The following is an 18376-nucleotide window of genomic DNA, read 5'->3' as shown; positions in this document are numbered from 1 at the left end:
CGCCGGCGGTCGCGGGCGTACCGAAGGCTTCGGTGGTGCGGGCCGTGGCGCGGGGGCCGGCGGTGGTACCGGGGCCGGCGCGCGGTGCTGGACGGGCGGCGGGTGGTACACCGGCCGTGGCGGCGGAGGCGGAGGTGGCGGAGGCGGCGGGGGAGGCGGTTTCGGCCGCGGCGGCGGGGGCTTCGGCTTGTGGGTGTGCTCAGCCGTGCAGCTGCTGCTGCCGCCGATGGCGACCGCTCTCCCCGAAACGGCTTGACCCGACTGGGAGATGGAGGCGTAGGAGCAGTCGGAAGACACTGCGGGCACGGGTATCAGCGGCAACCAGAGGAGGCCCGCCACCGCCAGCAGCCGGCCGGTGAGCGGAACGAGTGTCCGCGGCGATCGGTACATGCCGAGCAGCATGATCCGCCCGGCACGTCAGCACTCCGGCGTTGTCGCCGATTCGCCGGAAGGGGGGATATCTGCGCCTTTGTGTTTGAGTCGGCCATCTCACGTGTCACCCGCGGGAATTGCCGCGGAGGAGGGTGCTTACGATGGGCTCCGCCACGCTCGCACGGAGCGCGCGGCGGCAGGCCGGGAGCACTTGCCAGCAGCATGTGACCAATAACGGACCGCCAATTTCCGTTTTTGCTCGCTCTCTTGCCAGGTGGTCAGTAGATTCGGCCCCCACAGTCACAGTGGCCATGGACAATGGCCGACCGTCGTGCCGACCTGTTGGAGACATTGATGGAGCGTCCTGCCTGGGCCCCGCAGGGCATCGATCTTTCGGTGCCGAGCGTGTCGCGGATCTACGACTACTACTTGGGCGGTTCGCACAATTTCGAGGTGGACCGCGAGGCCGCCCGCAAAGCCATGGAGTTCATGCCTGGACTTCCCAAGGTGATGCAGGCGAACCGGGCCTTCATGCGCCGGGCGGTGCGGTTCGCCGTGGAACGGGGAATCACCCAGTTCCTCGACATCGGCTCCGGCATACCGACCTTCGGAAATGTGCACGAGGTCGCCCAGTCCGTCGATCCCGGTTCCCGGGTGGTGTACATCGACCACGACCCGGTCGCCGTCGCCCACAGCAAGGCCGTGCTCGAAGGCAACGACCTGACCGCGGTGGCCGCCGCCGACCTGCGCAAGCCCCAGGACATCCTGAACTGCCCCGAGGTCGAGGCCCTGCTCGACCTCGACCGCCCGGTGGCGCTGCTGCTGGTGGCCGTACTCCACTTCATCGAGGAGGCCGACGACCCGTACACGGCGGTCGCCACCCTGCGCGACGCCCTCGCGCCCGGCAGCCTGCTGATCCTCACCCACGCGTCGTACGAGCGGATGACGCTCCCGCAGGAGCAGGCGGGCGGTGCGGTCGGCGTCTACCGCAGCATCCGCAACCCGCTGGTGATGCGCTCGGGCGAGGAGGTCGCCCGGTTCTTCGACGGGTACGAACTCGTACAGCCCGGACTGGTCGCCATGCCGGAGTGGCGGCCGGAGACCCCGGTCGACCAGGAGGACCCGTACGCCTTCGCGGGTGTCGTGGGAGTGGGACTCAGGCCGTGAACCTGCCGAGGCAGAAGTCGGCGTCCCCGGCCGACCAGGACAGTCCCGAGGACAGAATCGGCCGCTTCGCGACCATCTGGAGCCGGGCCATCTTCCCGTCCACCGCCACCTCGCTGACCAGGCCCGAGTTCGAGCAGCATCTGCTGCCGCTCGCGCGTGGCCTCAGCGAGGCGCTGCACGCCTGGCCCTTCGACCCGGCGCCCGCCCACCGGGTCGGCGGCGATCTGGTGGCCGCCCACTGCACCGACCCCGACGCCCTCAGCCGGACTCTCGGGGTGGTCGACTCGTATCTGGTGCTCTACTGCGGCGCGCTCGACACGGGCCCCGACCTGACCGCCGAGGAGATCCGCAACCGCTGTGCCCGCCTCCAGCACTCCCTGGCCGCCGGGTTCGCCCAGGCGCTGCGCGAACGCACCCTCGCGGAGCAGGAGGCCATCGCCCGCTCGGCGCTCTCCGCGCGCAGCGCCGCCGAGAAGGCGCTGCACGTCACCGAGACGCGTTTCCGCGCGGTGTTCGAGGACGCGGCGGTCGGTATCGGCATCGCCGACCTGGACGGCAACATCCTGGAGATCAACGCGGCCCTGCTGCGGATGTTCGGCGGGGTCGACCACCATGTGCGCAGCCGCAAGGTCAACGAGTGGGTGCACCCCGACGACGCCCCGCAGGTCTGGCGGCTCCACGCCGAGCTGGTGCGCGGCGACCGTGAGCACTACCGGGTCGAGAAGCCGTACTACCGCAACGACGGCACCGTCCTGTGGACCAACCTCACGGTGTCGCTGCTGCGGGACGCGGAGGGCAAGCCGCAGTACCAGCTGGCGCTCATCGAGGACACCACCGAGCGGCGGCTGCTCAATCTGCGGCTGCGGTACGAGGCGACGCACGACGCGCTGACCGGACTGCCCAACCGCACCCTCTTCTTCGAGCGGCTGGACAAGGCGGTCACCGCACCCGACCGGATGCGCTTCGGCCTCTGCTATCTGGACCTCGACGGCTTCAAGGCGATCAACGACAGCCTCGGGCACTCGGCGGGCGACCGGATGCTGGTCGAGGTCGCCGACCGGCTGCAGAGCTGTGCGACGGCGTCCGGCGAGATGGTGGCCCGGCTGGGCGGTGACGAATTCGTCGCGCTCACCACGGGGTACGAGTCCGCCGACGAGGTCGAGGAACTGGCCGTACGCATCCTGTCGGTGCTGGCGGCCCCCATCCGGATCGACGGCCGGGAGCTGACCGTCCGGGGGAGTATCGGGGTGGTCGAGGGGCTGTCCGGGACACAGAGCGCGGCCGAGGTGCTGCGCAGCGCCGACATCACGATGTACCGGGCGAAGGCCGCGGGCGGCAACCGTTTCCAGCTGGCCGACGCCGAGGCGGACGCCCGCGCCATCACCCGGCACGGACTCACCACCGCGCTGCCCGCGGCTCTGGAACGCGGCGAGTTCTTCATCGAGTACCAGCCGCTGGTGCACCTCGGCGACGGCACCGTGCACGGGGCGGAGGCGCTGGTGCGCTGGTCGCATCCGCAGCACGGGATACTCGGGCCCGACCGGTTCATCTCGCTCGCCGAGCACACCGGACTGATCGTGCCGCTCGGCCGCTGGGTGCTGGAGGAGTCCGTACGGCAGGCGAGGGGCTGGCAGCAGCTGCACCCCGCGCACAGCGACGGCGGGCCACTGCGGATCAACGTCAACCTCTCGCCCACCCAGCTCTACCACCCGGGGCTCGTCGCCGACACGGTGGCGGTCCTGGAGCGCACCGGCCTCGATCCGGGCGCGCTCTGCCTGGAGGTCACCGAGTCGGCGCTGATCGGCGCCGACGACGACCTGCTGAAGCCGTTGCGGCAACTGGCCGACATGGGCGTGGACATCGCGCTCGACGACTTCGGCACCGGCTACTCCAACCTCGCCAATCTGCGCAGGCTGCCGGTGAGCGTGCTGAAGCTGGACCGGTCGTTCACGCAGTCGATGCAGCAGCATCCGGCCGACCCGGTCGACCTCAGGATCGTCGAGGGGATCGTCGCGCTGGCGCACAGCCTGAAGCTGGCGGTCACCGTCGAGGGCGTGGAGACCGGCGCGCAGGCCGACCAGCTGAAGGAGCTGGGCTGCGACACGGCCCAGGGCTGGTACTACGCACGGCCCGGCGCACCCGACCGGATCCACACGCTGTCGCTGGCCGACGCGGTGTGACGCGGCCGGGCGCGGCTCACTGATCCGGCCCGGCCGGCCGGGGTCGGCTCAACCGGTCCGGCCCGGCCGGAGCTCACCGGTCCAGGCCGGCCGGCCCTGCGCCGCTCAGCAGGATGTCCTGGAGGACCCGGGCGGCACGCGGCGGCGCCACATCGCTGCGGTGGGCCAGCGCGATCGTACGGCGCAGTCCGGGGCGGGCCAGCGGGGTGACCCGCAGCCCGTGACCGGCCCGTGCCGCGATCATGCTGGGCACGACCGCGATGCCGAGTCCGGCCCGTACGAAGCCGAGCACGGCGTCCATCTCGCCGCCCTCGACGGTGAAGTACGGCTCGAACCCCTTGGCCCGGCAGGCCGACAGCGTGAGGTCCCGCAGGTCGTAGCCGTGCCGGAACATCACCATCGGCTCGCCCTCCAGATCGGCGACCCGCAGCGGTGAGCGCGGTGCGGTGGCCGCGGGCGACGAGACGACGACCAGGTCCTCCTGGAGCAGTTCGACGGTGGTGAGCGCCGGCGAGGGCGTGGGCAGCGGGAGGACGACCAGCGCGAGGTCGAGCGTGCCGCGCGCCAGCTCCCGTACGAGGTCGTGCGAGCCGCCTTCCTCGATCATCAGCTGGATGCCGGGGTGCTGGTCGTGGAAGGTGCGCAGGACATCGGGGAGCAGGCCGGTGCAGAGGCTCGGCGTCGCGCCCAGCCGCACCCGGCCGCGCCTCAGCTGGGCCAGTTCCTGCACCTCGTGGCGGGCCGTCTCGGCGTCGGCGAGGATCCGCCGGGCGAGCGGCAGCAGCGTCTCGCCGGCGTCGGTGAGGGTGATGTTCCCCCGGGCCCTGCTGAACAGCTCGGCGCCCAGCTCCTTCTCCAGCGCCCTGATCTGCTGGGAGAGCGAGGGCTGGGCGACATGCAGCTCCTCGGCGGCACGGGTGAAGTGGCGGGTCTCGGCGACGGCGACGAAGTAGCCGAGCTGCTGGAGCTGCATGTCTCCCACGGTAGCCGACCACGATAGCCAGTGCCTATGGAGATGAGCCGCATCATGTCTTGGACCTCTGGCCATCCGGAGCCGTAACGTCTTCTGACATGGCACTGGCAACAAAGACGGACCAACGGCCGTCCATGGCGCGATCGGTCTGGGGATCGACCGTGGGCAAGAAGACGATCATGGCCGTGAGCGGTCTGATCATGCTGCTGTACCTGGTCGTCCATATGCTGGGGAACCTCAAGATCTTCTTCGGCTCCGGGCAGTTCAACAGCTACGCGCACTGGCTGCGCACCATCGGCGAGCCCTTCCTGCACTACGAGTGGGCGCTCTGGATCATCCGCGTCGTGCTCGTCGTCGCTGTGGTGCTGCACGCGGTCTGCGCCTACCAGCTCAGCCGCCGCGACCTGCGGGCCCGCCCGGTCGCGTACGCACACAAGCGCCCGCGGTCCAGCTACGCCACCCGCACCATGCGCTGGGGCGGCATCATCATCGTGCTGTTCATCGTGTGGCACCTGCTGGACTTCACCACCCTCACCGTCAACAACAACGCCCAGCCCGGGCACCCGTACGAGAACGTCGTGGCGACGTTCCACACCTGGTACGGCGACGTCATCTACATCGTCGCGATGCTCGCGCTCGGCCTGCACATCAGGCACGGCTTCTGGAGCGCGGCACAGACCCTCGGCGCCGGGAAAGCCACCCGCGACCGGGTGCTCAAGGCCATCGCCAACATCCTCGCGCTGGTGCTGACGGTGGGCTTCATCTCGGTACCCGTCGCCGTCATGACCGGAGTCGTGAGCTGACATGACCGACTACACGCAGTACACGACCGGCACCCCGGCCGCCGACACCAAAGCCCCGCAGGGGCCCGTCGCCGAACGCTGGGACACCCGCCGCTTCGAGGCCAAGCTGGTCAACCCCGCCAACCGCCGCAAGCACACCGTCATCGTCGTCGGCACCGGGCTCGCGGGCGGCTCCGCGGGTGCCACTCTCGCCGAACAGGGCTACCACGTCGTGCAGTTCTGCTACCAGGACTCGCCGCGCCGCGCCCACTCCATCGCCGCGCAGGGCGGGATCAACGCCGCCAAGAACTACCGCAACGACGGCGACTCCGTGCACCGGCTCTTCTACGACACCGTCAAGGGCGGCGACTTCAGGTCCCGCGAGTCCAACGTCCACCGGCTCGCCCAGATCTCGGTGGAGATCATCGACCAGTGCGTCGCCCAGGGCGTGCCGTTCGCCCGTGAGTACGGCGGACTCCTGGACACCCGCTCCTTCGGCGGCGTCCAGGTCTCCCGTACCTTCTACGCCCGCGGCCAGACCGGGCAGCAGCTGCTCCTCGGCGCCTACCAGGCGCTGTCCCGGCAGATCGCGGCGGGCACCGTCGAGATGCACCCGCGCACCGAGATGCTCGATCTGATCGTCGTCGACGGCAAGGCCCGCGGGATCGTCGCCCGCGACCTGATCACCGGGAAGATCTCCAGCTACTTCGCGGACGCGGTGGTGCTGGCCAGCGGGGGCTACGGCAACGTCTTCTACCTCTCGACGAACGCCATGAACTCCAACGCCACCGCGGCCTGGCGCGCCCACCGGCGCGGCGCCTGGTTCGCCAACCCCTGCTTCACCCAGATCCATCCCACCTGCATCCCGCGCACCGGCGAACACCAGTCGAAGCTGACCCTCATGAGCGAGTCGCTGCGCAACGACGGCCGGATCTGGGTACCGAAGGCGAAGGGCGACGACCGCCCCGCCAACGAGATCCCCGAGGACGAGCGCGACTACTACCTGGAGCGCACCTACCCCTCGTTCGGGAACCTCGTACCGCGCGACATCGCGTCGCGCGCCGCGAAGAACGTCTGCGACGAGGGACGTGGCGTCGGCCCCGGCGGCCAGGGCGTCTACCTGGACTTCGCCGACGCGATCAGGCGCATGGGCCGCAGGGCGGTCGAGGAGAAGTACGGCAACCTCTTCGACATGTACGCGCAGATCACGGCGGAGAACCCGTACGAGACACCGATGCGCATCTACCCGGCCGTGCACTACACGATGGGCGGCCTCTGGGTCGACTACGACCTCCAGACCACCATCCCCGGCCTGTTCGCGGTCGGTGAGGCCAACTTCTCCGACCACGGCGCCAACCGGCTCGGCGCCTCCGCACTGATGCAGGGGCTCGCCGACGGCTACTTCGTCCTGCCGTCCACCATCAACGACTATCTCGCCCGCAACCCGCACCACGAGGAGGTCACCGCCGACCACCCGGCGGTCGCCGAGGCCGTCGCCGAGACCGAGGACCGGCTCAACCTGCTGCTCTCGGTCGACGGCGACCGCACCCCCGACTCCTTCCACCGGGAGATCGGTGAACTGATGTGGGAGCTCTGCGGGATGGCCCGTACGGCGGACGGCCTGCGCAAGGCGCTCGACCGGCTGCCGGAGATCCGCGAGGAGTTCTGGCGCCGCATCAAGGTGCCGGGCACCGGCGAGGAGTTCAACCAGTCGCTGGAGCGCGCCAACCGCGTCGTGGACTACCTGGAGCTCGCCGAGCTCATGTGCCTCGACGCGCTGCACCGCGAGGAATCCTGCGGAGGCCACTTCCGCGAGGAGTCGCAGACCCCGGACGGGGAGGCCGCGCGGCGCGACGAGGAGTTCTCGTACGCCGCCGCCTGGGAGTTCACCGCCACCGGCGACGCCCCCGTCCTGCACAAGGAAGACCTGGTCTTCGAGTACGTCCACCCCACTCAGCGGAGCTACGCATGAAGCTCACCCTGCGCGTCTGGCGCCAGCAGAACGCGGCCGCCCCCGGCGCCATGACGACCTACGAAGTCGACGACATCTCACCGGACATGTCGTTCCTGGAGATGCTCGACACCCTCAACGAGGAACTCACGCTCAAGGGCGACCAGCCCGTCGCCTTCGACCACGACTGCCGCGAGGGCATCTGCGGCGCGTGCAGCCTGGTCATCAACGGTGACGCCCACGGCCCGGAGCGCACCACCACCTGCCAGCTCCACATGCGCTCCTTCCGGGACGGCGACACCATCGACGTCGAACCGTGGCGCGCCTCGGCGTTCCCGGTCGTCAAGGACCTGGTCGTGGACCGCTCGGCCTTCGACCGGATCATCCAGTCCGGCGGATACGTCAGCGTCCCGACCGGCGCGGCGCCCGAGGCGCACGCCACGCCCGTACCGAAGCCGGACGCCGACTTCGCCTTCGAGCACGCCGAGTGCATCGGCTGCGGTGCCTGTGTGGCGGCCTGCCCCAACGGCTCCGCGATGCTGTTCACATCGGCGAAGGTCAACCACCTCAACGTGCTTCCGCAGGGGGCTCCCGAGCGTGAGACGCGGGTCCTCGACATGGTCGCGCAGATGGACGACGAGGGGTTCGGCGGCTGCACGCTCACCGGGGAGTGCGCCACCGCCTGCCCCAAGGGCATCCCGCTGCCGTCGATCACCGCGATGAACAAGGAGTGGCTGCGCGCCACTCGCAAGGTCAGCCGCTGATCCCGCCGGCTCTGCTCGTTCCGGGGCCGCTGCGCGGGGTGTGACAGGGCGTACGGTGTCCCGTCACACCCCGCGCAGCGCTCGCGTCAGATACGGCGCGGTCCGGCTGCCGGGCGCGGCAGCCACCTCGGCCGGCCGGCCCGCTGCGACGATCCGCCCGCCGTCACCGCCCCCGCCGGGCCCGAGGTCGATCACCCAGTCGGCGCCGGCCACCACCGCCATGTCGTGCTCGACCACCACCACTGTGTGGCCCGCGTCCACCAGACCGTGCAACTGCCGCATCAGCACCTCGACATCGGCCGGGTGCAGCCCGGTGGTCGGCTCGTCCAGGACGTACAGGGTATGCGCCCCGCGGGCCCGCTGGAGCTCGCTCGCCAGCTTGATGCGCTGCGCCTCACCGCCCGACAGCTCGGTCGCGGGCTGCCCCAGCCGCAGATAGCCGAGCCCCACGTCGAGCAGCGTCCGCAGACTGCGTGCGGCGGCCGGCGTACCGGCGAAGAACTCGGCGGCGGCCTCCACCGTCAGATCGAGCACATCGGCGATGGAGAGCCCCCGGTGCCTGATCTCCAGCGTCTCCGGGTTGTAGCGCGCGCCGTGGCAGTCCGGGCACGGCGTGTAGGTACTGGGCAGGAACAGCAGCTCGACGGAGACGAACCCCTCGCCCTGGCAGGTCTCGCACCGCCCGCCCGGCACATTGAAGGAGAACCGGCCCGCCCGGTATCCGCGGGCCCGCGCCTCGTCGGTGGCGCTGAACAGCTTCCGTACGGTGTCGAAGAGCCCGGTGTACGTGGCGAGGTTGGACCGGGGAGTACGGCCGATCGGTTTCTGGTCCACCGTCACCAGCCTCTTCACACCCGGAAGTTCCTCGGTGATCTCACCGACCAGGGTGGATTTCCCGGAGCCCGATACGCCGGTCACCGCGGTGAGCACACCGAGCGGGACCGTGGCCCGCAGGGCGTCGAGATTGTGCCGGGTCACCGGGCCGATCTCCAGCAGCCCGGAGGGTTCCCGCGCCGAGCGCACCGGAGCCGGGGACTCGTCGAAGAGATAGCGCCGGGTCACCGAATCGGCCACGTCCGCGAGGAGTCCGGGCGGCCCGCTGTGCAGCACCCTGCCCCCGTGCTCACCCGCGTCCGGTCCCACATCGACCAGCCAGTCCGCACGGCGTACGACATCCAGCTCGTGCTCGACCACGAAGACGGAGTTGCCCGTCTCCCTGAGCCGGTCGAGAACCACCAGCAACGCCTCGGTGTCCGCGGGGTGCAGCCCCGCCGACGGCTCGTCCAGCACGTACACGACACCGAAGAGGCCGGACCGCAACTGCGTTGCCAGCCGCAGCCGTTGCAGTTCACCCGAGGAAAGGCTCGGGGTGCTCCGGTCCAGGCTCAGGTACCCCAGGCCCAGTTCGGTGACGACCGCGATGCGCGCCAGCAGATCGGCGGTCAGCACCTTCGCCGTCTCGCTGTCGTGCTCGCCGGCCAGCACCCCGGCCAGACCGGACAGCGGGAGCGCGGCGAGTTCGGCGATCGTACGGCCCGCGAAGGTGACCGCGAGCGACTCGGGGCGCAGCCGGCGGCCCCCGCACAACGGGCACGGGGCGCTCGTCAGGAAGCGCTCGGCCCTGGCGCGCAGCGACTGGCTCTTCGAGTCCGCGAAGGTGTGCAGCACATACCGCTGCGCGCTCATGTACGTGCCCTGGTACGGGCGGTGGATGCGCCCCGCGTCCCGCACCGGGTGCACGGTCACCACCGGCTGCTCGTCGGTGAAGAGGATCCAGTCGCGGTCCTGCTGCTCCAGTTCGCGCCACGGCCGGTCCACGTCGTACCCGAGTGCGTCGAGTACATCGCGGAGGTTCTTGCCCTGCCAGGCCCCGGGCCACGCCGCGATGGCACCTTCCCTGATGGAGAGTGAGGGGTCCGGCACCAGCAGTGCCTCGCCGGTCCGGTGCACCCGTCCCAGGCCGTGGCACTCCGGACAGGCGCCGGCCGCGGTGTTCGGCGAGAACGCGTCGGAATCGAGCCGCCCGGCCCCCGCCGGATAGTCGCCCGCACGCGAGAAGAGCATCCGCAGCGAGTTCGAGAGCGTGGTGACCGTACCGACCGACGACCGGGAGGTGGGCGCCGATCTGCGCTGTTCGAGCGAGACCGCGGGCGGCAGACCGCTGATCGAGCCCACCTTCGGCGCCCCCACCTGGTGGATGAGCCGCCTGGCGTACGGGGCGACCGACTCGAAGTACCGCCGCTGGGCCTCCGCGTAGACCGTCCCGAAGGCCAGCGAGGACTTGCCCGAGCCCGAGACCCCCGTGAACACCACCAGGGAGTCACGGGGGATGTCCACATCGACGCCGCGCAGATTGTGCTCGCGGGCATCACGGACACGGACATACGGGTCATGAGGGCTTTGCATACCGGAATTCTAGTGCCGCGGTACCGGAGAACCCGGGTGGCGGTTGCCCTGCGCGGCCGCCGTCACAGGCCGACATCCCGGCGCCGTACGTCGTCCAGCGACTCCCGGCGTACGAGCACCCGGGCGGCCCCGTCCCGCACCGCGACCACCGGCGGGCGGCCGATCAGGTTGTAGCCGGATGCCATGGACAGGTGGTACGCCCCCGCGGCCGGTACCGCCAGCAGATCGCCCGGCCGTACGTCGGCGGGCAGCGGCACCCGGTCCGCCACGACATCGCCCGCCTCGCAGTGCCGCCCCACGACGGTGGCCTCGGCGGGCCCTGCGGCGGAGCGGCGGCCCACGAGCCGGGGCGCGTACCCGGCTCCGTACAGCGCGGGCCTCGGGTTGTCGCTCATTCCGCCGTCCACGGCGACGAAGGTGCGCTTCCCGGTCCGTTTGACCGACAGCACCCGGTAGAGGACCACTCCGGCGGGCCCGGTGATGGCCCGGCCCGGCTCCAGGGTCAGCCGCGGTACCGGCAGCCCGGCCCGTGCGCAGCCGTCGGCCAGCTCCGCGCGGACCCGGGAGGCCAGCGCGTCCGGACCGAGGCTCTGATCGCCCGGACGGTAGGCGATGGCATGACCACCGCCGATGTCCAGCCGGCGCAGGGTCACACCGTGCTGGTCCCGTACCCGGGCCAGCAGCCCCACCATCCGCCGGACGGCGGCGGCATAGGGCTTGGCCGACGTGATCTGGGAGCCGATGTGGCAGTGCAGCCCGACGAGGTCGAGTCCCGGCTGGCCGAGGATCTTGGTCACGGCGTGCGCGGCGGACCCGTCGGTGAGGGAGAGGCCGAACTTCTGGTCGTCCGTGCCGGTGCGGACCGCCGCGTGCCCGCCGGCCGACACACCCGGGACGACCCGCACCATGACCGCCCGGGGCGGGCCGGGCGGCACGGCCGCGGCGAGCCGGGCGATCTCCGACGCGCTGTCGACCACGATCACTCCGACGCCGAGCCGGACCGCCGCACTGAGGTCCTTGGGGCTCTTCGCGTTGCCGTGCATCACGATCCGTTCGGGCGGGAAGCCGGCGCCGACGGCGAGTTCCAGCTCGCCCGCCGAGCAGACGTCGAGCCCCAGACCCTCCTCGTGGACCCAGCGGGCGACGGCCCGGCACAGGAACGCCTTGGCCGCGTAGACGACTTCGTCGTCGGGGAAGGCGGCCCGGTAGGCCCGGCAGCGCTCCCGGACCTCGGCCTCGTCCAGCAGGTAGACGGGCGTGCCGAACTCCTCGGCGGCCTCGGCGAGGGAGACCCCGCCGACGGTGACATCGCCGTCGGGGAGCGGGCGGGCGGAGGCCGGCCAGACGGACAGCGCACCGGCCTCGGCGGGATCGGTGGCAGCGGTCTCCGGGGCGGCCGAGGACGGAGCGGAGGCGGCGGTGGCGGATACAGCGACAGGAACGGACATGGTTCCCCCTCAGCCGATCAGCAGATCGAGGCGGGTGGTGACGGCGGCTGTTCCGGTGCCGGCCGGGACACCGGTGCGCCGCTCGACGCGGCCGGAGCGGGTCGCGGTGGGCGCGGAGAACTGCGGGTCGACGGTGAGCACGGCGACGCCCAGCGGCCCGACCAGGGCGCGCAGTGCCGATTCGGAGAGCCTGATCCACGCCTGGTCCCGGCCGAGCGTGTTCCGCAGCCGCGCCTCCGATGTGAAGCCGACCGCGGTGCGCGCGCCGGGCGGGGTGCGGAAGACACGGGCCGAGCAGCCTGCGGGTCCCGGCCGGACGGGAACGAAGAGAGGCCCGGCCGGGGGCTGTTCGGGAGGTTCGGTGGCGTCGGCGTGGGTGCTCGTGGACATGGCGGCTCTCCTGGAGGAAGAAGACGGTCGGTGCCCCGGCCGGGTCGGGCCGTGGCTGCATCGATGACGCTATGCCCGCAGGGGGAGGCGGCCGGTGTGCCGCTGACGGACACTTGACGCGCGGCTGCCCGGTACTGACGCGATGCTGACGCGCGGGCGCGGATGCGGGTGCGCGTACGGGCGCGGTCACCCGGCGAGGTCCGGCCGGACGGTGCCCGGTGCGCCGGGTCAGCCGACGTGGACGCGGGGCCGCCGGGCCGGATCGGGCTCCGCCCGGCGCAGGACCTCACGGGTCACCGGGGCCACCTCGCCGTGGCCGAAGACCAGGAAGCGCAGCAGATGGCCGACCGGGCTGCCCTCGGTCCAGTTGAAGTAGGCGTGCGGTACCCGGCCGGTGCGGTCCCTGAGCTGGAGGAGTACGGCGGCGATGGTGTTGGGCACCCCGGGCCCGACGACGCGCAGGATGCGCACCCCGTACCGTTCGCCGCCGGTCACCGGCATGCTCACCGTGAAGTCGGAGGAGTCCTGCACGGTGACTTCGAGGAAGAGGACCGGGCTCCCCTCGGGGATGTGGGTCTCCTCGCGCTGGCTGCCCTCCTTCGCGCGGTACTCCGCCGCATCGCGCTCGTGCGGCTCGTTGGCGATGACGCGCAGCGGCCCGAGCCGTGCGGCCGCGTCCACCAGCCGGGCGGCGGTGTCGTCGAACGTGACGTCGGCCGCGCGCAGTTCGAAGGCGCGGTGCACCCGGGACGCGAACGAGGTCAGCAGAATGGCGACGATGAACAGGGAGGCGATCTTCAGCCCGTCGGGGCGCTCGATCACATTGGTGACCAGGGTGTATGCGAAGACCGCCGTGATGAGACCGAAGCCGGCGGCGGCGCGCCGGCGGCCCCGGTGCAGGACCGCGACCGTCGAAGCGAAGGACGCGGACAGCATCAGGACCAGCACCCCGGTGGCGTAGGCGCCGCTCTGCTTGTCGACGTTCGCGTCGAACTGCCAGGTGACGAAGAAGGCGATCGCCACGAAGATGAGGACGAGCGGCCGCACGGCGCGCGCCCACTCGGGCGCCATCCCGTAGCGCGGCAGATAGCGCGGTACGAGGTTGAGCAGCCCGGCGAGCGCCGACGCGCCGGCGAACCACAGGATCGCGATCGTGGAGATGTCGTACACCGTCCCGAAGACCTGGCCCAGATGCTCGTGCGCCAGATAGGCGAGGGCCCGCCCGTTGGCCTTGCCGCCGGCCTTGAACTCGGGGGCGGGGATGAGGATGGTGGTGGCCAGGCTGGAGACCAGCAGGAACCCGCTCATGATCAGCGCGGCGGTGGTGAGCAGCCTGCGGGTGTCCCGGATCCGTCCGGCGGGCTTCGCGTACGTGTCCGTCGCGTCGCCCCTGACCTGCGGCATGACGGCGACCCCGGTCTCGAAACCGGACATGCCGAGTGCCAGCTTGGGAAAGACCAGCAGCGCCACACCGATCATCGCGAGCGGCGAGGAGTGCGCGGCCCTCGCCGCCTGCCACCAGTCGCTCACGTCCACGGGGTGGGTGGCCACGTTCCACACCGAGTTGGCGAGTACGACCAGGTTGAGCCCCAGATAGATCCCCACGAGGACGACCGCGATACCGATGGCCTCCCGGAAGCCCTTGAGGAAGATCGCGCCGAGACCGGAGACCAGCGCCAGGGTGATCCAGAGATTGGCGCCCTGGAGCCAGTGCGGTGCGAACGGGTTCTCCACCACATGCGCGGAGGCGTCTGCGGCCGACAGAGTGATGGTGATCATGAAGTCGGTCGCCGCGAAGCCGAGCAGCACGAGGACGAAGAGCTTCCCCGCCCACCACGGCAGCAGCCGTTCCAGCATGGCGATCGAGCCCTCGCCGTGCGGGCTCTCGCGGGCCACCCGCCGGTACACGGGGAGCGCGCCGCCGAGTGTCAGGGCGAGCAGCACCAGGGTGGCGAGCGGCGAGAGCAGACCGGCGGCCAGTGCGGCGATGCCCGGCTGGTAGCCGAGCGTGGAGAAGTAGTCCACACCGGTGAGGCACATCACCCGCCACCAGGCATGCCCCTTGTTCTCGGCGGGCGGTGTGCCGTGCGGGCCGGGGTGCCGGGCCGACTGCTCGACCAGCCCTTCCAGCAGCCAGGCCCGCCAGCGCGCCGTGGGGCGCGCGGGTTGCGGCGGGGGCGCGGCCTGGCTGCCGGTCATGCGGGGATCCCCCTGTTGTCTCTGGCGGCTCTGCTGGCTGCGGGGTCTCGCCCTCAGAGCCGAGGGGCAGCGGTGTCCCTCACATCGTTACCCGGCCTGCCGCGGTGAGCGACCGCGCCGCCGTACGACGGCCGCCGCCAGCTCGCCGATCAGGCGCTCGGTCTCCTCCCAGCCCACGCAGGCGTCGGTCACGCTCCGGCCGTACGTCAGCGTGCTGAGCGGGCCCGGCTCCTGACGGCCCTCCAGCAGGAAGCTCTCCACCATCAGCCCCGCGATGCCCTCCTCGCCGGATGCCACCCGGTCGGCGACCTCCCGTACGACCTCCGCCTGGCGCACCGGGTCCTTGCCGCTGTTGGCGTGGCTGGCGTCGATGACCAGACGGCCCGGCATCCCCGCCTTGTCCAGCAGTGCGAGGGCGTCGCTGATGTCCTGCGGGCCGTAGTTGGGCCCGCCGCGGCCACCGCGCAGAATCACATGGCAGTCGGGGTTGCCGGACGTCGAGACGACCGAGCCGTGGCCTTCGCCGTCGATCCCGAAGAAGACATGGCTCCCTGCCGCTGCCCGGCAGCCGTCGACCGCGGCCTGGACGTCGCCGTCCGTCGCGTTCTTGAATCCGACCGGCATCGACACCCCGGAGGCGAGCTGGCGGTGCACCTGGCTCTCCGGTGTCCGTGCGCCGATCGCGCCCCAGGTCACCGCGTCAGCGATGTACTGCGGGCCGGTCGGCTCCAGGAACTCGCAGCCGACCGGGAGCCCGGTGCCGAGCACGTCGACCAGCACCTGGCGGGCTGTGCGAAGTCCCCGCTCCACGTCGTGTGTGCCGTCCAGGCCGGGGTCGTTGATGAGCCCCTTCCAGCCGAGCGTCGTCCTCGGCTTCTCGAAGTAGACGCGCATGACGACGCAGAGCTCACCGCTCAGCGGCGCGGCGGCCGCCGCCAGCCGCCGGGCGTACTCCAGTGCTGCCGCCGGGTCGTGGACGGAGCAGGGGCCGACGACGAGGAGGAGTCTGTCGTCCTCCCCGGCGAGTACGGACCGCACCGCCTCCCTGCTGTCGCGGACCAGCGCCACGCGCTCGGCGTCCAGGGGGAGTTCGTCCCGCAGGGCCGACGGTGCGACGAGGCGCTGGAAGCCGGTGACCCGCAGGTCGCCGGTGTCGGACGCTTCGGTGGTGGAGGTGTTCATGAGGGCTTCCCGTTCTGCTGCGGCGGGAGGCCCTGTGCGTGCGGTGCACGCCCGCCCGGTACCAGCCCGCCTGTACGACGAAAGGCAGAGACGATGCGTCTCTGCCTTGCTGGCTCCGGGTGATCGGTCGGTCAGCGCACGTGACCTCCGGCTCCACCCGGAGCCGGCTCATAGCGCTGATACCAACGGATCACTGACATGCGGAAACCGTAGCAGAGCCGGGAGCGGCACCCGGACGGGGAACCTCCGGTTGATAGGCAACCATATGGTTGCCTATACTTCGGGTGTGGGCATGGATGAGGCGTTCCGGGCACTGGCCGATCCGAACCGGAGGCGGCTGCTCGACCGGCTCAACGCCCGGAACGGGCAGAGCCTGCGGGAGCTGAGCGAGGGCCTGGAGATGAGCCGGCAGGCGGTGAGCAAACACCTCGCGCTGCTGGCCGGGGCCCATCTGGTGACGGCCGTCAGACATGGCAGGCAGAAGCTGCACTACCTCAACCCCGTGCCCATCCAGGAGATGGCCGACCGCTGGATCGGCCGGTACGAACGCGGGCGGCTGACGGCGCTCTCGGAGCTCAGACAGACCTTGGAAGGACCAGCCATGGACAAGCCGGAATTCGTCTACGTCACCTATATCCGCACCACCCCCGAGAAGCTCTACGAGGCCCTGACCGACTGGGAGTTCATCAAGCAGTACATGGACGGCTGGGGGCCACGCTCGGACTGGGAGCCGGGATCGGTGGTCGAGTGGAAGATGGGTCCCGACGGGGATTTCGAGGACCTCGGCCAGCGGGTCATCGAGGCCGAACCGGGCAAGCGGCTCTCGTACACCTGGCACACGTTCCAGTCCATGCACCGGGAGATGTCCGACGACGTGTCGGACGAGGAGTTCGCGGAGGCGAGCAAGGAGCGATCCAGGGTCACCTTCGACATCGAGCCCGCCGAAGTGCCGTCGGCCGGGGTCAAGCTGACCATCACGCACGACGGCTTCGACAGCCCCGCGAGCAAGATGCTGGAGGGCGTCAGCGGCGGCTGGGTCCTCATCCTCTCGGCACTGAAGACCCTGCTGGAGGGCGGCCGGACGGTCGCCGGGTAGTGCGGGGACAGCGGCCGCGGCCCGGTGTGTCAGCCGGTGATCCGCGCCAGCCGCCGGTAGGAGTCGAGCAGCGCCGTACGGTCGTACGTACTGGTCGTGACCAGGAACTCGTCGGCGCCGCTGCGGCTCAGCAGCTTCTCCAGACCGTCCGCCACCTCGTCCTCGGTGCCGTGCAGCTGGCCGCGCCGGGCCTCGTCGAAAAGGGCCCGCTCCCGTTCGGTCATCCGCAGACCGGTGATCCGCTCGGCGGGGGCGAGCGGCGGGAAGATGCCATGGGTGCGCGAGTAGGCCGTGGACCAGGCCTCGGGCAGCAGGATCCGGCGTGCCTCCTCGGTGGTGGGGGCAACGGCGACGGTGCCCGAGAGCACGACGTACGGGCGCTCGCCCCAGGCCGAAGGCCGGAACGCGTCGCGGTAGCCGTCGACGGCGCGCAGCATCTCGTCCTCGCCGCGAACGGCGGCGATCACCAGCGGCAGTCCCGCCCCGGCCGCCACCTGTGCTCCCGCGCCGGTCGCCAGGACGAAGGCCGGCAGCCGCAGCCCCTCCGCCGGACGGGCGTGGACCTGGGGGTGCGCGGTCTGGTCGCCGGAGAAGTAGCCCAGCAGCTCCGCCAGCTGGGCGGCGAAGTCCTCGGCGTCCTGCCTGCCGTGCCCCAGTGCCCGGCGGATGCCGTCGGTGAACCCGACGGACCGGCCCAGGCCCATGTCGATCCGGCCCGGGAAGAGCGCTTCGAGCACACCGAACTGCTCCGCGACGACGAGCGGCCGGTGGTTGGGCAGCATCACCCCGCCGGTGCCCACCCGGATCGTCGAGGTGGCGGCCGCGACGGCGGCGGCGAGGACGGTGGGTGCGGAGCCCGCGACGCCGGGCACGCTGTGGTGCTCCGAGACCCAGAACCGGTGGTAGCCCAGCGCCTCGGCCTGTTGCGCGAAGCGCACGGTGTCGCGCAGGGCCTCCGGGCCGTCACGCCCTTCGCGGGTACGGGAGCGGTCCAGTACGGAGAACGGGGTCGAGGAGATCGCAGAACTCACAACGGGTTCAACGTCCGTGCCGGGCGCGCATTCCCCAGCCTCTTCCGCCGGGCGGGGGAGTGCGCCGGGTCACCCCTCGTCCTCCAGCCGGAAGCCGACCTTCAGGCCGACCTGGTAGTGCTCGACCTGGCCGTCCACGATCTGCCCGCGCACCTCGGTGACCTCGAACCAGTCGAGGCCCCTGAGCGTGCCGGCCGCGCGCCCCAGACCGTTGCGGATGGCCTGGTCCACGCCCTCGTGCGAGGTACCGACGATCTCCGTCACCCGGTAGGTGTGGTCCGACATGACCCGCTCCTTTCGTCGCCTCCCTCCACGGTGCCGTACGGAGCCGTACTCCGCGCGCCGCCGACCGGGCCGCGGGGCTGACGGGCCGCTGTACCCCGGCGGTCATCGCAAGTGCGGGCGCCCCGGGCCTTGACCGCGAGGATTGGTCTG

Annotated in this window: 14 protein-coding genes; 6 read left to right on the top strand and 8 right to left on the bottom strand. The window is 71.2% G+C overall.

Going from position 1 to position 18376, the window contains the following annotated elements; genetic code table 11:
* The first annotated feature begins 726 nt into the window (after nucleotides 1–726).
* Together OG385_RS00340 and OG385_RS00335 are read left to right on the top strand one after the other, a co-directional pair.
* Nucleotides 727–1539: an SAM-dependent methyltransferase gene (locus OG385_RS00340; protein WP_266850699.1), complete on the top strand. Its 813-nt coding sequence runs from the start codon at nucleotides 727–729 to the stop codon at nucleotides 1537–1539.
* Entirely contained in the window at nucleotides 1536–3719 is a 2184-nt protein-coding gene (locus OG385_RS00335; protein WP_266850697.1) for a bifunctional diguanylate cyclase/phosphodiesterase, read from the top strand. Before OG385_RS00340 ends, OG385_RS00335 begins: the two co-directional genes overlap by 4 nt.
* A gap of 73 nt (nucleotides 3720–3792) precedes the next feature.
* Here the strand turns inward: OG385_RS00335 and OG385_RS00330 are convergent, their stop codons facing one another.
* Nucleotides 3793–4692, bottom strand: coding sequence for a LysR family transcriptional regulator (locus OG385_RS00330; RefSeq protein WP_266850695.1), 900 nt, complete (start codon nucleotides 4690–4692; stop codon nucleotides 3793–3795).
* A gap of 98 nt (nucleotides 4693–4790) precedes the next feature.
* Here OG385_RS00330 and OG385_RS00325 point away from each other — a divergent pair, with 98 nt between their 5' ends.
* The 3 genes from OG385_RS00325 to OG385_RS00315 are packed head-to-tail and all read left to right on the top strand — an operon-like array spanning nucleotide 4791 to nucleotide 8189.
* Complete coding sequence (locus OG385_RS00325) at nucleotides 4791–5495, top strand: succinate dehydrogenase cytochrome b subunit (protein ID WP_266850693.1); 705 nt, start codon at nucleotides 4791–4793, stop codon at nucleotides 5493–5495.
* 1 nt (nucleotide 5496) lies between these two features.
* Complete coding sequence (locus tag OG385_RS00320; RefSeq protein ID WP_266850692.1) at nucleotides 5497–7446, top strand: fumarate reductase/succinate dehydrogenase flavoprotein subunit; 1950 nt, start codon at nucleotides 5497–5499, stop codon at nucleotides 7444–7446.
* The gene (locus OG385_RS00315; protein WP_266850690.1) at nucleotides 7443–8189 is read left to right on the top strand and encodes a succinate dehydrogenase/fumarate reductase iron-sulfur subunit; all 747 of its coding nucleotides are present in this window, start codon (nucleotides 7443–7445) and stop codon (nucleotides 8187–8189) included. The genes OG385_RS00320 and OG385_RS00315 overlap by 4 nt, the downstream gene beginning before the upstream one ends.
* A gap of 63 nt (nucleotides 8190–8252) precedes the next feature.
* On the opposite strand, the gene OG385_RS00310 is transcribed toward OG385_RS00315, so the two are convergent.
* The 5 genes from OG385_RS00310 to OG385_RS00290 form a co-directional block, all read right to left on the bottom strand.
* Complete coding sequence (locus OG385_RS00310; RefSeq protein WP_266850688.1) at nucleotides 8253–10595, bottom strand: excinuclease ABC subunit UvrA; 2343 nt, start codon at nucleotides 10593–10595, stop codon at nucleotides 8253–8255.
* A 62-nt stretch (nucleotides 10596–10657) separates the two neighbouring features.
* Nucleotides 10658–12043 carry a diaminopimelate decarboxylase gene (gene lysA, locus OG385_RS00305; protein WP_266850686.1) on the bottom strand — a complete coding sequence of 462 codons (1386 nt, stop codon included), beginning with the start codon at nucleotides 12041–12043 and terminating at the stop codon, nucleotides 10658–10660.
* Between the two features lie 9 nt (nucleotides 12044–12052).
* Complete coding sequence (locus OG385_RS00300) at nucleotides 12053–12433, bottom strand: SAV_915 family protein (protein WP_266850685.1); 381 nt, start codon at nucleotides 12431–12433, stop codon at nucleotides 12053–12055.
* Nucleotides 12434–12661: 228 nt separating this feature from the next.
* The gene (locus OG385_RS00295; RefSeq protein ID WP_266850683.1) at nucleotides 12662–14632 is read right to left on the bottom strand and encodes an amino acid transporter; all 1971 of its coding nucleotides are present in this window, start codon (nucleotides 14630–14632) and stop codon (nucleotides 12662–12664) included.
* 87 nt (nucleotides 14633–14719) lie between these two features.
* Nucleotides 14720–15814 carry a 3-deoxy-7-phosphoheptulonate synthase gene (locus OG385_RS00290; protein WP_266850681.1) on the bottom strand — a complete coding sequence of 365 codons (1095 nt, stop codon included), beginning with the start codon at nucleotides 15812–15814 and terminating at the stop codon, nucleotides 14720–14722.
* 292 nt (nucleotides 15815–16106) lie between these two features.
* Between OG385_RS00290 and OG385_RS00285 the strand changes: the two genes are divergently transcribed.
* Nucleotides 16107–16910 (top strand): metalloregulator ArsR/SmtB family transcription factor, encoded by an 804-nt coding sequence (locus OG385_RS00285; RefSeq protein ID WP_266860517.1) that lies wholly within the window; start codon nucleotides 16107–16109, stop codon nucleotides 16908–16910.
* Between the two features lie 29 nt (nucleotides 16911–16939).
* On the opposite strand, the gene OG385_RS00280 is transcribed toward OG385_RS00285, so the two are convergent.
* Together OG385_RS00280 and OG385_RS00275 are read right to left on the bottom strand one after the other, a co-directional pair.
* Nucleotides 16940–17941: an MsnO8 family LLM class oxidoreductase gene (locus OG385_RS00280; protein ID WP_266850679.1), complete on the bottom strand. Its 1002-nt coding sequence runs from the start codon at nucleotides 17939–17941 to the stop codon at nucleotides 16940–16942.
* 69 nt (nucleotides 17942–18010) lie between these two features.
* Complete coding sequence (locus OG385_RS00275; protein ID WP_266850677.1) at nucleotides 18011–18226, bottom strand: dodecin; 216 nt, start codon at nucleotides 18224–18226, stop codon at nucleotides 18011–18013.
* Between the last annotated feature and the right edge of the window lie 150 nt (nucleotides 18227–18376).

The sequence above is a fragment of the Streptomyces sp. NBC_01306 genome (genome assembly GCF_026340465.1).
Lineage (GTDB): Bacteria > Actinomycetota > Actinomycetes > Streptomycetales > Streptomycetaceae > Streptomyces.
Note: the sequence above shows the minus strand (reverse complement) of the source record. Positions and strands in the feature narration are given on the sequence as shown.

Excerpts from the sequence above, each read along its gene's own strand:
- OG385_RS00340 (WP_266850699.1), top strand. The coding sequence starts at position 727 with ATGGAGCGTCCTGCCTGGGCCCCGCAGGGCATCGATCTTTCGGTGCCG.
- OG385_RS00320 (WP_266850692.1), top strand. The coding sequence starts at position 5,497 with ATGACCGACTACACGCAGTACACGACCGGCACCCCGGCCGCCGACACC.
- OG385_RS00310 (WP_266850688.1), bottom strand. The coding sequence starts at position 10,595 with ATGCAAAGCCCTCATGACCCGTATGTCCGTGTCCGTGATGCCCGCGAG.
- OG385_RS00315 (WP_266850690.1), top strand. The coding sequence starts at position 7,443 with ATGAAGCTCACCCTGCGCGTCTGGCGCCAGCAGAACGCGGCCGCCCCC.
- lysA (WP_266850686.1), bottom strand. The coding sequence starts at position 12,043 with ATGTCCGTTCCTGTCGCTGTATCCGCCACCGCCGCCTCCGCTCCGTCC.
- OG385_RS00290 (WP_266850681.1), bottom strand. The coding sequence starts at position 15,814 with ATGAACACCTCCACCACCGAAGCGTCCGACACCGGCGACCTGCGGGTC.
- OG385_RS00285 (WP_266860517.1), top strand. The coding sequence starts at position 16,107 with ATGGATGAGGCGTTCCGGGCACTGGCCGATCCGAACCGGAGGCGGCTG.
- OG385_RS00300 (WP_266850685.1), bottom strand. The coding sequence starts at position 12,433 with ATGTCCACGAGCACCCACGCCGACGCCACCGAACCTCCCGAACAGCCC.
- OG385_RS00330 (WP_266850695.1), bottom strand. The coding sequence starts at position 4,692 with ATGCAGCTCCAGCAGCTCGGCTACTTCGTCGCCGTCGCCGAGACCCGC.
- OG385_RS00325 (WP_266850693.1), top strand. The coding sequence starts at position 4,791 with ATGGCACTGGCAACAAAGACGGACCAACGGCCGTCCATGGCGCGATCG.
- OG385_RS00295 (WP_266850683.1), bottom strand. The coding sequence starts at position 14,632 with ATGACCGGCAGCCAGGCCGCGCCCCCGCCGCAACCCGCGCGCCCCACG.
- OG385_RS00275 (WP_266850677.1), bottom strand. The coding sequence starts at position 18,226 with ATGTCGGACCACACCTACCGGGTGACGGAGATCGTCGGTACCTCGCAC.